This window comes from Nocardia sp. NPDC002869, from assembly GCF_046764065.1.
GTDB lineage: Bacteria > Actinomycetota > Actinomycetes > Mycobacteriales > Mycobacteriaceae > Nocardia > Nocardia rhamnosiphila.
Genome location: NZ_JBKOOL010000148.1, coordinates 1 through 14659 on the forward strand (window position 1 = coordinate 1; position 14659 = coordinate 14659).

General features: G+C 68.4%; 14 protein-coding genes and 1 pseudogene. 13 read left to right on the plus strand and 2 right to left on the minus strand.

What is annotated here, in order from left to right; translation table 11 throughout:
* A pseudogene (locus ACLML9_RS22645) lies at positions 1-333 on the minus strand (aldehyde dehydrogenase family protein); the annotation flags it as partial.
* Between the two features lie 128 nt (positions 334-461).
* Between ACLML9_RS22645 and ACLML9_RS22650 the strand changes: the two are divergent.
* From ACLML9_RS22650 to ACLML9_RS22665, 4 genes are read left to right on the plus strand one after another with little or no spacing between them, the layout of a single operon-like run.
* The gene (locus ACLML9_RS22650) at positions 462-2864 is read left to right on the plus strand and encodes a nitrate- and nitrite sensing domain-containing protein (RefSeq protein WP_411947409.1); all 2403 of its coding nucleotides are present in this window, start codon (positions 462-464) and stop codon (positions 2862-2864) included.
* A complete protein-coding gene (locus tag ACLML9_RS22655) occupies positions 2865-3278 on the plus strand; it encodes a roadblock/LC7 domain-containing protein (protein WP_411947410.1) in 414 nt (137 codons plus the stop codon).
* Positions 3279-3318: 40 nt separating this feature from the next.
* Entirely contained in the window at positions 3319-3693 is a 375-nt protein-coding gene (locus ACLML9_RS22660) for a DUF742 domain-containing protein (protein ID WP_030519471.1), read from the plus strand.
* Positions 3694-3703: 10 nt separating this feature from the next.
* Complete coding sequence (locus ACLML9_RS22665; protein ID WP_036512093.1) at positions 3704-4288, plus strand: GTP-binding protein; 585 nt, start codon at positions 3704-3706, stop codon at positions 4286-4288.
* A gap of 40 nt (positions 4289-4328) precedes the next feature.
* On the opposite strand, the gene ACLML9_RS22670 is transcribed toward ACLML9_RS22665, so the two are convergent.
* Positions 4329-4736 carry an NUDIX hydrolase gene (locus ACLML9_RS22670; protein WP_411947411.1) on the minus strand — a complete coding sequence of 136 codons (408 nt, stop codon included), beginning with the start codon at positions 4734-4736 and terminating at the stop codon, positions 4329-4331.
* A 137-nt stretch (positions 4737-4873) separates the two neighbouring features.
* Here ACLML9_RS22670 and ACLML9_RS22675 point away from each other — a divergent pair, with 137 nt between their 5' ends.
* The 9 genes from ACLML9_RS22675 to nuoH all read left to right on the plus strand — a co-directional run.
* Positions 4874-5209 carry a hypothetical protein gene (locus ACLML9_RS22675; protein WP_245713134.1) on the plus strand — a complete coding sequence of 112 codons (336 nt, stop codon included), beginning with the start codon at positions 4874-4876 and terminating at the stop codon, positions 5207-5209.
* A 282-nt stretch (positions 5210-5491) separates the two neighbouring features.
* A complete protein-coding gene (locus tag ACLML9_RS22680; protein WP_411947412.1) occupies positions 5492-5872 on the plus strand; it encodes an NADH-quinone oxidoreductase subunit A in 381 nt (126 codons plus the stop codon).
* 64 nt (positions 5873-5936) lie between these two features.
* Entirely contained in the window at positions 5937-6491 is a 555-nt protein-coding gene (locus ACLML9_RS22685; protein ID WP_030519466.1) for a NuoB/complex I 20 kDa subunit family protein, read from the plus strand.
* Positions 6488-7213: an NADH-quinone oxidoreductase subunit C gene (locus ACLML9_RS22690; RefSeq protein WP_411947413.1), complete on the plus strand. Its 726-nt coding sequence runs from the start codon at positions 6488-6490 to the stop codon at positions 7211-7213. Before ACLML9_RS22685 ends, ACLML9_RS22690 begins: the two co-directional genes overlap by 4 nt.
* On the plus strand, positions 7213-8598 hold the full coding sequence (locus tag ACLML9_RS22695) for an NADH-quinone oxidoreductase subunit D (RefSeq protein WP_411947414.1): 1386 nt from the start codon (positions 7213-7215) through the stop codon (positions 8596-8598). The genes ACLML9_RS22690 and ACLML9_RS22695 overlap by 1 nt, the downstream gene beginning before the upstream one ends.
* Positions 8599-8737: 139 nt before the next feature.
* Positions 8738-9451, plus strand: a complete 714-nt coding sequence (gene nuoE / locus ACLML9_RS22700; protein ID WP_411947415.1) for an NADH-quinone oxidoreductase subunit NuoE — start codon at positions 8738-8740, stop codon at positions 9449-9451.
* Positions 9448-10776, plus strand: coding sequence for an NADH-quinone oxidoreductase subunit NuoF (nuoF, locus tag ACLML9_RS22705; RefSeq protein WP_411947416.1), 1329 nt, complete (start codon positions 9448-9450; stop codon positions 10774-10776). Before nuoE ends, nuoF begins: the two co-directional genes overlap by 4 nt.
* Positions 10773-13229 (plus strand): NADH-quinone oxidoreductase subunit G, encoded by a 2457-nt coding sequence (locus ACLML9_RS22710; protein ID WP_411947417.1) that lies wholly within the window; start codon positions 10773-10775, stop codon positions 13227-13229. The genes nuoF and ACLML9_RS22710 overlap by 4 nt, the downstream gene beginning before the upstream one ends.
* On the plus strand, positions 13222-14659 hold a 1438-nt coding region (nuoH, locus tag ACLML9_RS22715; RefSeq protein WP_411947418.1), incomplete at its 3' end, for an NADH-quinone oxidoreductase subunit NuoH. The genes ACLML9_RS22710 and nuoH, both read left to right, overlap by 8 nt.

Below are 14659 nucleotides of genomic sequence, written 5' to 3' on the forward strand. Positions count from 1 at the left end.
GCGACCGGGCGATCGTCATCAGCACCCGCTGCCACAGGTCCGGGGGGACCAGTGGCAGCGGGTCCAGGTTCAGGAAACGGGTCGAGACCACCGATTGCGGTTCGGTGTATTCGAGCAGCCCCCCGGGCCCGTGCCGACGGCCCACCCCGGAGATTCCGGTCCCGCCCATCGGCGCCGCGGTCTCCCCCAGGCCGGCGCGTACCCCTCGTTCACGCAGACCGTGCCGGTTTTCAGCAGCCGCGCGATCCGCTCGCCTTCGGCGAGACCACCCGCCCAGACGCTCGCGTGCAAACCGTATTCGGTGTCGTTGGCCGCTGCCACCGCCTCGGCCAAGGAAATCTACCCACGGCGCACCGGACGGCGGCGGCGCCGCGCCGCATATGCCGGATTCGGTGTCAAAGTGAGTCCTGTTCAATGGGATTCGATGTGCAGGAAACCGGTCGAACGGTTACCTTGTGGCGATGTTCAGAGCGAGGCTCGGTGTCCGCGCCCGGATCCTGGCCATCGCGCTCATCCCGAGTCTGACCCTGTTGGTGGCCGGTGTGGGTGCGACGGGCTATCTGATCGACCAGGGACAACACAACCGGCAGGTGACCGAGGCGTTACGCGAGGTCTCGGGCCCCACTCGCGATGTGTACGAGGTGATCCAGAACGAGCGCCGCCTCACGCTCGCCCATCTCGCCGGTGACCCCACCGCGGCCGCCGCCCTCACCGCGGTCCGGCCCAACACCGAACAGGCCCTCCGCGACCTGGTCACCGGAGCACAGCGGCTCCGGGAACTGCAGCCGGCGGAGATCACCGACGATGTCGGCTCGTTCACCACGCTCACCCAGCAGCTCGGCAATATCCGTACCGCGGTCGACACCCGCGCGGTACCGACCGGTGACGCCTATACCTTCTACGTCCGGGTCCTCGATGCCTTCAGCACCGGCGCCCAGCTGTCGCACACCTTCGAACAGGACCCGGAGGCGGTCAGCCAGCTGGGCCTGGTGTCGCGCATCATGCACGCGCTGGAAGCGGCTTCGCGCAGTCACGCCCTCGCCGGCGCGGCGCTGCGCACCGGCAACCCGGTCGCACTGCCCGACGAATTCATCCAGCAGACCGGCTTCTACCACACCGAAACCGCCCTGCTGGCCACTCAGCTGGATCCGGAGATCGGCGAGCGGGTGCGCACCCTGGTCGACAGCCCGGAGTGGCGGTTGCTGGCCCGCACCGAGAACGCGCTCATCGCGCGCAGCGTCGGAGGGACCGACGCCGGGAACACCGCGGCCGCGCTCTCGCCGGGGCAGCTGACGGCCTGGCAGGCGGCAGCCGACCACGTCAACCATGAGATGCTCAACCTCTGGGACGACCAGAACCGGCTCATGCAGGAGCTGTCGCTGGACGCCGCCGCCCGCACCACCAATCAGTCGCTGCTGATCGGCCTGGCGGTCCTGGTGGTCTCCGCGGCCGCGTTCGGGGTATCGCTGGTCCTGGCCAACCGGTTCATCCACCGCCTGGTGCGGTTGCGCGACCATACGCTGGCCCTCGCCGACGAACGCCTGCCCGATATGCTCGAACGCCTGCGCGCCGGGGAGGACATCGACGAAACCGCGGCCGCCGCGAAGCTCGACTTCGGCCGGGACGAACTCGGGGCGGTGGCCACCGCCTTCGAACACGCGCACGCCGTGGCGGTCAATGCCGCGATCACCGAGGCGCGCACTCAGGAGGGCGTGAAGGCGATCTTCCTCAACATCGCCCACCGCAGCCAGATCGTGGTCCACAAACAACTGGAGATCCTCGACGACGCCGAGCGGCGCGAAGAAGATCCGGCAATGCTGGACATCTTGTTCAAACTCGATCATCTGGCCACCCGCGAACGCCGCAACGCCGAAAACCTCACCATCCTCGGGGGCGGGAAACCGGGCCGCCAGTGGCGGGCCCCCGTACCGCTGGTCGACCTGGTACGCAGTGCGGTGGGGGAAACGCAGGACTACACCCGGGTGCGGCTGGCCCGCCTGCCCGAACTCCGTATCGCCGGCAACGCCGTCGGTGACCTCATCCATCTGCTCGCCGAACTCGTCGACAACGCCACCTCGTTCTCCCCGCCGCAGTCGCGGGTCCAGGTCACCGGTTCGGTGATCGGTAAGGGCGTGGCCGTGGAGATCACCGATCAGGGCATGGGTATCTCGGAGGAGGACCGCGAGCGTCTCAACGAACTCCTGGAGAACCCGCCGAACTTCGAGGTCGCGTCCCTGCAGAAGGATTCGCGGCTGGGTATCTTCGTCGTCGCGCAGCTGGCGGCCCGCCACGGTGTCGCGGTGCGGCTGTGGGAATCGGAATACGGCGGTGTCCGGGCGGTGGTCATCGTGCCCGCCACCCTGCTGACCGCTCCCGCCGAGGAGACCACCCCGCTGACCGGGCTGCCCCGGACCCCGGGGCCGGAGGGCGGCACGGAGAACCACACCGGCCCCCTCCCCGAGAGCTCCGCCGTCGCGACGCTGCTCGCCGACCGTCCCCACGACACCGAGTCCACCGGCGATCGGGCCGAGCAGGCCGGCACCGCGGCGACCGGTACCTCCGACACCGTTCCGGTCGTCCGGCCGGAGGCCACGGAGACGACCGCCGGACCGAGCCTGCTGCCCGACGGTCGTCCGGCTTTACCCCGCCGTAGCAGGCAGGCTAAAGTCGCACCGCGACCGGAAGTTTCGGACGCCGCCCAGACCGCCGCAACGGCGCGGCCACGCTCGGCCGAACAGGCCAGGGATCTGATGTCGGCGATCGAGAACGGTACCCGGCAGGGCCGCAAGCCATTGCCCGCCGCAGAAACCGGCGCCGGGAACCCGGCGGCGGATGGCGCATCCCCGGATGAACAGGAAGGCTAAGTGTCCACTTCCACACAAGGTGACCTGAACTGGCTGCTCGACGACCTGGTCGAGCGACTCGCGGGGGTCCGCCTCGCGGTCGTACTGTCCACCGACGGAATGCTGCTGGGCCACTCCTCGAAAATGGATCGCACCGAGGCCGAGCATTTCGCCGCGATGTCGTCCACCCTGCACGGCCTGGCCCGGAGCGCCGGCGCGCGGTTCGAAGGCGGTGCCGTACGGCAGGCGGTGATCGAGCTCGATCGCGCCGTACTGTTCGTCACCTCGGCCGGTGACAACGCGTGCATCGCCGTACAGGCCGCCGCGGACGCCAATCTCGGCATGGTGGCCTACGAGATGAACCTCACCGTCCAGCGGGTCGGCAGCCATCTGTCGACCGGTTCCCGCGGCGGGACCGGGACCGACCCCCAGTAACCGCGGAAACAGCAACGGTGCCATGACAGGGTATGCGGGTATGACCGGGCCACGGGAACCCTGGTTCGACGACGACGCCGGACCTCTGGTGCGGCCGTACGCCATCACCAAGGGTCGCACTGTGGGTGCGGGACACGACCTGGATATGCTCACTGTCGTGGTCAAAGCTCGTGGTGCCCCGCCGTTGCGCCGGACCGAACCCGAGTACACCGATATCGTGCACCTGTGCACGGAAGCACAAACCGTGGCGGAGGTGGCAGCCGCCTTGAAACTGCCGCTGGCGGTGACCAAGATTCTCGTCGGGGATCTGATCGGTGACGGCCATCTGATCTTCCGGGCTCCCGTGCAGATGGAGTCCGGTCCCGGCGACTTCAACATATTGCGAGCGGTACTGGATGGAATCCGAAAAATTTGACCCTGCCCGGATGGACCCCGGGGCTCCGGCTCTTGCTGCGTCGGTGAAGGTCCTCATCGCCGGTGGTTTCGGCGTCGGCAAGACCACGATGGTGGCCTCGATCAGCGAGATCCCGCCGCTACGCACCGAGGAGATGATCACCGAACTCAGTACCGGCATCGATGATCTGTCCGGTGTCGAGTCCAAGACCACCACGACGGTGGCACTGGACTTCGGCCGGATCACCATCGACAAGGACCTGGTGCTGTACTTGTTCGGCACCCCCGGCCAGGATCGCTTCTGGTTCCTGTGGGACGAACTCGCCCGGGGCGCGCTCGGCGCGGTGGTCCTGGCCGATACCCGCCGGTTGGGGAATTCCTTCGCCGCCATCGACTATTTCGAGCGGCGCGGCCTGCCCTTCCTGATCGCGGTGAACTGTTTCGACGGTGCGCCGCGGTACACGATCGACGAGGTCCGCGACGCGCTCGATCTCGACCCGTCCATCCCGGTCATGCTGTGCGACGCACGCGACCGGGTCTCGGCGAAGAATGTGCTGCTCAGTCTGATCGAGCATCTCATCGAACGGGCCACCCGCCCGAATCTCACCACCAAGTAGGCCGGCACGGGCGGGGCCGCACCGGTTCCGCCCGCCGGGTTCAGCGTGCCAGGTGGCCCGCCGCGTGGAGCTCGTCGAACAGCAACTGGTCCACCGGCGGCACCCGGGGCCGATCGCCGAAGCCGAACCACGCGAGTTCGGCGATCTCGCTACTCGCGGCCAGCGTTCCGCGATAGTCCGCGCGATAGCAGCTCATCCGGACCCGCGCGCCGCCGTCGACCGCTTCGTAGACCCCCACCGCCTCGACCGTCTCCGGTATCAGCGCGACGGTCAGTTCCTCGGTGACCTCGCGCAGCAGCGTCTGCTCATCGGATTCGCCGGCTTCCCGCTTCCCGCCCGGGATGTAGAAGACGTCCTTGCCGCGCGGACGCGCACACAGGATCCGCCCGTCCACCATGAGGACCCAGGCGACCGTATCGATGAGTTCCCCGACCAGCTCGTCCGTCACCGGAACATCCTATCTGGGCCAAGCTGCCACGAATCCCGTGGTCGCGGACGTACCATGCGAACGTGGCCGATGTGAATCCTCCCGCCGCGCTGCGGGTCCTGGTCTACAGCAACGACGCCGACACCCGGGGTCAGGTGATGCTGGCGCTCGGCCGCCGGCCGCATCCGGACCTACCGCCGCTGGAGTACCTCGAGGTGGCCACCGCCCCGGTGGTGTTGGAGCGGATGGATGCCGGCGCGGCCGATCTGGCCGTACTGGACGGCGAGTCCGCGCCGGTGGGCGGAATGGGCCTGGCCAAACAGCTCAAGGACGAGATCCGCGGGTGCCCGCCGCTGGTCGTGCTCACCGGGCGCGCCGACGATGCCTGGTTGGCGAACTGGTCGCGGGCCGAGGCCGTCGCCACCCATCCGATCGACCCCTTGCGGCTCACCGAGATCGTGGTCGATCTGCTGCGCCGGCGCCCGGCAGCCTGAGCGTGGATTAGGTTCATTCGCTCATAAATCTCAGTCGCGAATTCGATCAAACCCCTCCACGAATCCGCGTTCGTCCTGCCACGACAGTTGTAGGCTGTGCTGTAGCTCACATGAGCGCGGGAGATGACATACAACCCGCGTCGACTGATCCTTCCCCAGCCCTGTGTCGAATCCGGGGACGATCCGGCGGCGCGGGGCATACCCATCCACCGCCCGACCCCGTTCGCGGGACCCGGTGGCACAACCGCGGGGTTCCAGTTCGCAAGGAGGGGAAGCGCAGTCGTGAACACCGAACTGCCGATACTGGTCCTCGGCGCGGTCGCCGCCGCGTTCGCGGTGATCTCGATCCTGATCGCCGGCCTCATCGGTCCCAAACGCTACAACCGCGCCAAACTACAGCCCTACGAATGCGGTATCGAACCCACCCCGCACGCGACGGCCGGAGGCGCGGGAAACATTACCGGACAACGGTTTCCGGTGAAGTACTACCTCACCGCGATGCTGTTCATCATCTTCGATATCGAGATCGTGTTCCTCTACCCGTGGGCGGTCCATATCGATGCGCTCGGGGTGTTCGGACTGGCCGCGATGGCACTGTTCATCGTCAATGTCTCGGTCGCCTACGCCTACGAATGGCGGCGCGGCGGCCTCAGCTGGGACTGAGCCGCGAACCTCCGATCAGCCGTACCGCGCCCGGCGCGGGCCGATATCCAGGGAGTAGTCGGACATGGGTTTGGAAGAGAAACTGCCCAGTGGTTTCGTGCTCAGCACGGTCGAAGCCATGGCGGGGTACATGCGCAAGGGGTCGGTGTGGCCGGCCACCTTCGGTCTGGCCTGCTGCGCGATCGAGATGATGGCCACCGGCGGTGGCAGATTCGATTCGGCGCGTTTCGGCATGGAGGTCTTCCGTGCGTCACCGCGGCAGGCCGATCTGATGATCGTGGCGGGCCGGGTCAGCCAGAAGATGGCGCCAGTGCTCCGCCAGGTGTACGACCAGATGACCGAACCGAAATGGGTGCTGGCCATGGGGGTGTGCGCCTCCTCCGGCGGCATGTTCAACAACTACGCCATCGTGCAGGGTGTGGATCATGTGGTCCCCGTCGATATCTACCTACCGGGTTGTCCGCCCCGCCCGGAGATGTTGCTCAACGCCATCCTCGCGCTGCACGAGAAGATCCAGGCGACCCCGATGGGCGTGAACCGGACCGAGGCGATCCGCGCCGCCGAAGCGGCGGCGCTGGCGGCCACCCCGACCATCCGGATGGAAGGCCTGCTGCGATGAGCGCCGAAGACCCGGGCTCCACCGACAGCCGCGCCGTGGAACCCGAACAGCCGATCGGTCCCGAGGACGAGGTCATCGGGGTGCGCCGGGGTATGTTCGGGATCTCCGGCAGCGGCGACACCTCCGGCTACGGCCGCCTGGTCCACCGGGTCGCGCTCCCCGGCGGCAGCGCGCCGCCCTACGGGGGCTATTTCGACACCGTCGTCGACCTGCTGCGCGCGGCCCTGGCAACCGGCGCCGGATTCGATGCCGCGATCGAGAAGGTCGTGGTGGACCGCGGCGAATTGACCCTGCACGTGGACCGCGACCATCTGGTCGCGGTGGCGCGGGCGCTGCGCGACGATCCCGCGCTGCGGTTCGAACTGTGCCTGGGGGTGAGCGGCGTGCACTACCCGGACGAATCCGGCCGGGAGTTGCGCGCGGTCTACCACCTGAATTCGATCACGCACGGACGCCGGCTCCGGCTCGAGGTGTCCGCCCCGGACGCCGACCCGCATATTCCGTCGCTGTACCGCGTGTATCCGACCTGCGACTGGCACGAACGGGAGACCTACGACTTCTTCGGAATCCTGTTCGACGGTCATCCCTCGCTGACCCGCATCACCATGCCCGACGACTGGCGCGGTCACCCGCAGCGCAAGGACTACCCGCTGGGCGGGATACCGGTCGAGTACAAGGGCGCGCGGATACCGCCGCCCGATGAGCGGAGGGCATACAGCTGATGAGCGAGATCGATTACCGGCCCGGAGTCTCCGGCGGGCCGGACAACGACGACTCCCGGGCCGCCCCCACGGTGCCCGGCCACAGCGGTGCGGACCCCACCGAACAGGTACTGACGGTCGCCGGGCAGGACTGGGACGAGGTCGCCGACGCCCTGCGCGGCGCGGGCGAGGAACGCATCGTCGTCAATATGGGCCCGCAGCATCCGTCCACGCACGGGGTGTTGCGGCTCATCCTGGAGATCGAGGGCGAAACCGTGGTCGAGGCCCGGTGCGGTATCGGCTATCTGCACACCGGTATCGAGAAGAACCTCGAATTCCGCACCTGGGCCCAGGGCGTCACCTTCGTCACCCGGATGGACTATCTGTCCCCGTTCTTCAACGAGACCGCCTTCTGCCTCGGGGTGGAGCGGCTGCTGGGCATCACCGACGACATCCCCGAGCGCGCCACCGTGATCCGGGTACTGCTGATGGAGCTCAACCGCATCTCCTCGCATCTGGTGGCGCTGGCGACCGGGGGTATGGAACTGGGCGCGCTGACCCCGATGCTGTTCGGCTTCCGGGAGCGTGAACTGATCCTCGACGTCTTCGAGAACATCACCGGCCTGCGGATGAACCACGCGTTCATCCGCCCCGGGGGTATCGCCCAGGACCTGCCCGGCGACGCGGTCGCCAAGGTCCGCGACCTGCTGGCGCTGATGCCGAAACGATTGCGGGACATGGAGCATCTGCTCACCCACAACCCGATCTTCAAGGCGCGCACCCAGAACATCGGCTACCTCGATCTGACCGGCTGTATCGCGCTCGGCGTCACCGGACCGGTCCTGCGCTCCACCGGTCTGCCGCACGATCTGCGCAAGGCCATGCCCTACTGCGGTTACGACACCTACGAATTCACCGTCCCCACCACCGACACCTGTGACTGCTACGGCCGCTACCTCATCCGGATCGAGGAGATGAAGCAGTCGCTCGCGATCGTGGAACAGTGCCTGGACCGGCTGCGGCCGGGACCGGTGATGGTGGCGGACAAGAAGATCGCCTGGCCCGCGGACCTGGAACTGGGCGCCGACGGGCTGGGCAATTCGCCACAGCACATCGGCAAGATCATGGGGACCTCGATGGAGGGGCTCATCCACCACTTCAAGCTCGTCACCGAGGGTATCCGGGTGCCTCCGGGGCAGGTCTACGCGGCGGTGGAGTCACCGCGCGGCGAGCTCGGCGTCCATATGGTCAGCGACGGGGGCACGCGACCCTACCGCGTGCACTATCGCGATCCTTCCTTCACCAACCTGCAGGCCGTGGCAGCGATGTGCGAGGGCGGCATGGTCGCCGATGTGATCGCGGCGGTCGCCAGCATCGATCCGGTGATGGGCGGTGTGGACCGGTGAGGGGCGATACCTCCGCCCACGCTGCGGTCTCCGCCGACCACGTGTATCGGCCACGAAGGAGACCTGAACTCATGCGGCGGTACCTCCGCCCACGCTGCGGTCTCCGCGGGACGCATGTACCGGCTTCGAAAGAGGTTCCATGACCGAGATTCTCTTGCGGCTGACTGCTCGGCCGCAGCCCTACCCGGATGATGTTCGTGCCCGGCTCGAGCCGGATGCGAAGGAGATCATCGCCCGGTACCCGCAGCCCCGCTCGGCGCTGCTACCGCTGCTCCATCTGGTGCAGTCGGAAGAGGGCTATGTCAGCTGTACCGGGATCCAGTTCTGCGCGGAGCTGCTCGGGCTCACCGGCGCCGAGGTGACCGCGGTCGCCACCTTCTACTCCATGTACCGGCGTACTCCCACCGGGGACTACCACGTGGGCGTCTGCACCAATACCCTGTGCGCGGTCCTCGGGGGCGATGCCATCCTCGCGGAACTGCGCGAGCATCTGGGGATCGCGCACGGGGAGACGACCGACGACGGCGCGATCACCCTCGAACACATCGAATGCAACGCGGCCTGCGATTACGCCCCGGTGATCATGGTGAACTGGGAGTTCTTCGACAACCAGACCCCGGAATCGGCCCGCGAACTGGTGGACGCACTCCGCGACGGCCGCACCGTCACCCCCACCCGCGGCGCGCCGCTGTGTACCTTCCGGGAGACCGCGCGGGTACTCGCCGGGTTCCCGGACACCCGACCCGGCGTACTCGACGGAGACCCGGGCGCCCCGACGCTCACCGGTCTGGACACCGCGCGCGAGCAGGGTATGCGTGCACCCGAGGTACCGGACGAGGACGGTGCCCGATGACCCTGACGCCCGTCCTCAGCAAGTACTGGGATCTGCCGAATTCCTGGACCCTCGACACCTACCGGGCCCACGAGGGATACCAAGCGCTGCCGATCGCGCTCGGCATGACACCGGACCAGGTGATCACCACGGTCAAGGACGCCGGCCTGCGCGGCCGCGGCGGGGCCGGGTTCCCGACCGGTATGAAATGGGGTTTCATCCCGCAAGGTCCCGAACCCGACGGCTCGACGAAACCGCACTACCTGGTGGTGAACGCGGACGAGTCCGAGCCGGGCACCTGCAAGGACATCCCGCTCATGCTCGCGGCACCGCATTCGCTCATCGAGGGTGTGATCATCGCCGCCTATGCCATTCGCGCCGCGCACGCCTTCATCTATCTGCGTGGTGAGGTGGTGCCGGTACTGCGCCGGCTGCAGGCCGCGGTCGCCGACGCCTACGCCGCCGGGCTGCTGGGCCGCGATATCCTCGGCTCCGGCTACGATCTGGAGCTCACCGTGCACGCCGGCGCCGGCGCCTATATCTGCGGTGAGGAGACCGCCCTGCTGGATTCGCTGGAGGGCCGGCGCGGGCAACCGCGGTTGCGCCCGCCGTTTCCGGCGGTCGCGGGTCTGTACGCCAGTCCGACCGTGGTGAACAATGTCGAATCCATCGCCAGTGTGCCGCCGATCATCCGCAACGGCCCGGCCTGGTTCCGCTCCATGGGCAGCGAGAAATCACCCGGTTTCACGCTGTACTCGCTGTCCGGGCATATCGCCCGGCCCGGCCAGTACGAGGCGCCGCTCGGCATCACCCTGCGTGAACTGCTCGGGTACGCGGGTGGGGTCCGCGCGGGCCGATCCCTGAAGTTCTGGACACCCGGAGGTTCCTCGACCCCGCTGTTCACCGCCGAGCATCTCGATGTGCCACTGGACTACGAGAACGTGATGGCACAGGGTTCGATGCTGGGCACCAAGGCACTGCAGATCTTCGACGACACCACCTGCGTGGTCCGTGCGGTGCTGCGCTGGACCGAGTTCTACGCCCACGAATCCTGCGGTAAGTGCACCCCGTGCCGGGAGGGTACGTACTGGCTGGTCCAGCTGCTCACCCGGCTCGAATCGGGCGAGGGCACACCCGCCGACCTGGACAAACTCCTGGATATCGCCGACAACATCAACGGCAAGTCCTTCTGCGCGCTCGGTGACGGCGCGGCCAGCCCCATCGTGTCCTCGCTGAAGTACTTCCGCGACGAATACCTCGCGCATATGACGCACGGCGGCTGCCCGTTCGATCCGGCCCGCGCGACCGCCTGGGCCGGATCCGCGGCCGGAGAGGGGATCCGATGACCGCCACCGTTCGTTCCGATTCCGCCGATCTGCAGCCGGCCGACCTGGTCACCGTCACGATCGACGGGACCACGGTCAGTGTTCCGGCCGGCACCCTGCTCATCCGCGCCGCCGAACTGATCGGTATCCAGATCCCGCGGTTCTGCGATCACCCGCTGCTCGCCCCGGTCGGCGCCTGCCGGCAGTGCCTGGTGGAGGTGGAGGGCCAGCGTAAACCCGTGGCCTCCTGCACCATGACGGTCACCGAGGGCATGGTGGCGCATACCCAGCTCGATTCCGCGGTCGCGGAGAAAGCGCAGCAGGGCGTGATGGAACTGCTGCTGATCAACCATCCGCTGGACTGCCCGGTCTGCGACAAGGGCGGGGAGTGCCCGCTGCAGAACCAGGCCATGTCCACCGGGCGGACGGAGAGCCGCTTCGACGGGGAGAAGCGCAAGTACCCGAAACCGATACCGCTGTCGACCGCGGTCCTGCTCGATCGTGAACGGTGCGTGCTGTGCGCGCGCTGTACCCGTTTCTCCCAGCAGATCGCCGGGGATCCGTTCATCGAACTGCTCGACCGTGGCGCGCTCCAGCAGGTCGGTACCGCCGCGCACGAACCCCTCGATTCGTACTTCTCCGGTAATACCGTGCAGATCTGCCCGGTCGGCGCCCTCACCGGCACCAGCTACCGATTCCGGGCCCGCCCCTTCGACCTGGTTTCCAGCCCTAATGTCTGCGAGCACTGCGCCTCCGGTTGCGCCCAGCGCACCGACCACCGGCGCGGGAAGGTCCTGCGGCGCCTCGCCGGCGACGATCCCGAGGTCAACGAGGAATGGAACTGCGACAAGGGACGCTGGGCGTTCGCCTACACCGGCGAACGCGATCGGATCACCGGCCCGCTGCTGCGCGGCGCCGACGGGACGCTGTCCCCGTGCTCGTGGTCCGAGGCGCTCGCGGCCGCCGCGCGCGGTCTGCGCGGCGGCGTGGGCAACGCGGCGGTGCTCCCCGGCGGCCGGATCACCGAGGAGGAGGCGTACGCATACGCCAAATTCGCGCGAATAGTGCTGGGCACCAATGATATCGACTTCCGGGCGCGGGCCCAGACGGCGGAGGAAGCGGACTTCCTGGGCGCCTGGGTCGCCGGGCACATCGGCACCGTCACCTACGACAATCTGGAGACGGCCCCGGTCGTGCTCCTGGCCGGGTTCGAACCGGAAGAGGAATCGCCCATCGTCTACCTGCGGCTGCGCAAAGCGGCCCGGACCCGAGGGCTACCGGTGTTCTCGATCGCCGCCTACGCGTCGCGCGGCCTGGAACGGATGTCGGGCACCCTCGTCCCGGCGGTCCCCGGCAGCGAGGCCCGTATCCTCGCCGCGCTGATCGAACCCGGCGCCGAGCCCGGCCCGGCCCGGCTGCTGCGCGAACCCGGTGCGGTGATCCTGGTCGGCGAACGGCTGGCGACCGCCCCCGGTGCGCTGTCGGCGGCGATCCGGCTCGCCGCCGATACCGGCGCCGCGCTCGCCTGGGTGCCGCGGCGGGCCGGCGAGCGCGGCGCGGTGGAGGCCGGCGCGCTGCCCGGGCTGCTCCCGGGTGGCCGGCCCGTCACCGACCCCGAGGCCCGGCGGCAGGTGGCCGAGCTCTGGGGCGTCAGCGATCTTCCCGACCACCCGGGCCGCGATACCGCTTCGGTTCTCGACGGCACCGCGACGGTGGGCACCCTGGTGGTCGGCGGTATCGAACTCGCCGATCTGCCCGATCCCGCCGCGGCGCGGGCCACCCTGCGGGCCGCCGATTTCGTTATCTCGCTGGAACAGCGGCACAGCGAGATCACCGCATACGCGGACGTCGTGTTCCCGGTGGCCACGGCGATGGAGAAATCCGGCACCTTCCGTACCTGGGAGGGTCGTCCGCGTCCGTTCGCCGCGGCGCTCACCGACAACACGGTGCGCCGCACCGCCGCACCGCTGTCCGATCTGCGGGTACTGCACAGTTTGGCGGCGGAAGTGGGTGTGGCGCTGGGTCTCCCCGATACCGCCGCCGCCCGGGCCGAACTCGACCGTCTCGGTCCCTGGACGGGCGCCACGGTCGCGCCCCCCGCACGACCGGCCGCGCCGCCCGTCCGCCCCGACCCCGGCACCGCGGTGCTGGCGAGCTGGCGGATGCTGCTGGACCGGGGCCGGATGCAGGACGGCGAAGCGAATCTGGCCGGTATCGCGCGTCCACCGGTGGCCAGGTTGTCGGCGGTGACGGCCGCGGAAGTGGGGGCCGCCGACGGCGCTCCGGTCACCGTGACGACCCCGCACGGCGCGGTGACCCTGCCGCTGGCCGTCACCGAGATGCCGGACCGGGTGGTATGGCTGCCCATGAACTCACCCGGGTGCTCGATCCACACCGATCTCGGCGCCCGACCGGGCGACGTCGTGACCCTACGGCGCGCCGACCAGCGGACGGAGGCATCCGACCATGACTGATCTGTCCCTCTTCGGTCACGACCCGCTGTGGCTGGTCGCCGCCAAAGCCGTCGCCATTTTCGTATTCCTGCTGCTGACCGTGCTGTTCGGTGTGCTGATCGAACGCAAGGTCGTGGCCTGGATGCAGATGCGGGTCGGGCCCGACCGCGTGGGGCCCAAGGGGTTGCTGCAGAGCGCCGCCGACGGGGTGAAGATGGCGTTCAAGGAAGATATCCTCCCCGCGATCGTGGACAAACCCATCTTCGTGCTCGCGCCGATCATCTCGGTCGTCTCGGCCGTCCTGGCCTTCGCCGTGATCCCGTTCGGGCCGGAGGTCTCGATCCTGGGGCAGCGAACCGCCCTGCAGCTCACCGATCTACACGTCGGTGTTCTCTACATCCTTGCGGTCACCTCGATCGGTGTGTACGGGATCGTGCTGGCCGGCTGGGCCTCGGGCTCCACCTATCCGCTGCTGGGCGGTCTGCGCTCCACCGCGCAGGTGATCTCCTACGAGATCTCCATGGCGCTCTGCTTCGGGGCGGTCTTCCTGCTCGGCGGCACCATGGCGACATCCGGGATCATCGCCGCCCAGCAGCCCACCTGGTATGTGTTCCTGCTGCTGCCGTCGTTCCTCATCTACTGCATCTCCATGGTCGGGGAGACCAACCGGGCGCCGTTCGACCTGCCCGAGGCCGAGGGCGAACTCGTCGGCGGGTTCCACACCGAGTACTCCTCGCTGAAGTTCGCTATGTTCATGCTCGCCGAATACGTGAACATGACGACGGTCTCGGCGCTGGCGACCACCATGTTCCTCGGCGGCTGGCGGGCCCCGTTCCCCGTCAGCCTCTGGGAGGGCGCGAATTCGGGCTGGTGGCCGCTGCTGTGGTTCACCGCCAAGGTCTGGATGTTCCTGTTCGTGTTCATCTGGCTGCGCGGTACGCTGCCGCGGCTGCGCTACGACCAGTTCATGAGTCTGGGCTGGAAACTGCTCATCCCGACCTCGCTGGCCTGGGTGATGGTGGTGGCCACCGCCCGGGTCCTCGATCTCGAGGGATATCCCGTGCGCACACCGATCCTGGTGATCGGCGGCCTGCTGCTCACCGGGCTCCTGATCGGGTTGTTCCTCCGGGCCGGGAACGCCCCGGCCACCGCGCCGGAGTTCGGCCCCGAAGGCGATCTACCGGTGGGGAACGCTCCACCGGGCACGCCGGGCGGGGGTCAGGTCTTCCTGGGATTCCCGACCCCGCCGCTGCCGGAGCGGACCTCGACCATCACCTCCTCCCCCGGGCTCCTCGAACCGCTGGCGGGTTTCGCGGTCACCGCGCTCACCATGTTCAAGAAGCCCAATACCGAGTTCTATCCCGAGGAGAAGGTCCCCACCGCGCCGCGCTATCACGGACGCCACCAGCTCAACCGGCATCCCGACGGGCTGGAGAAGTGCATCGGCTGTG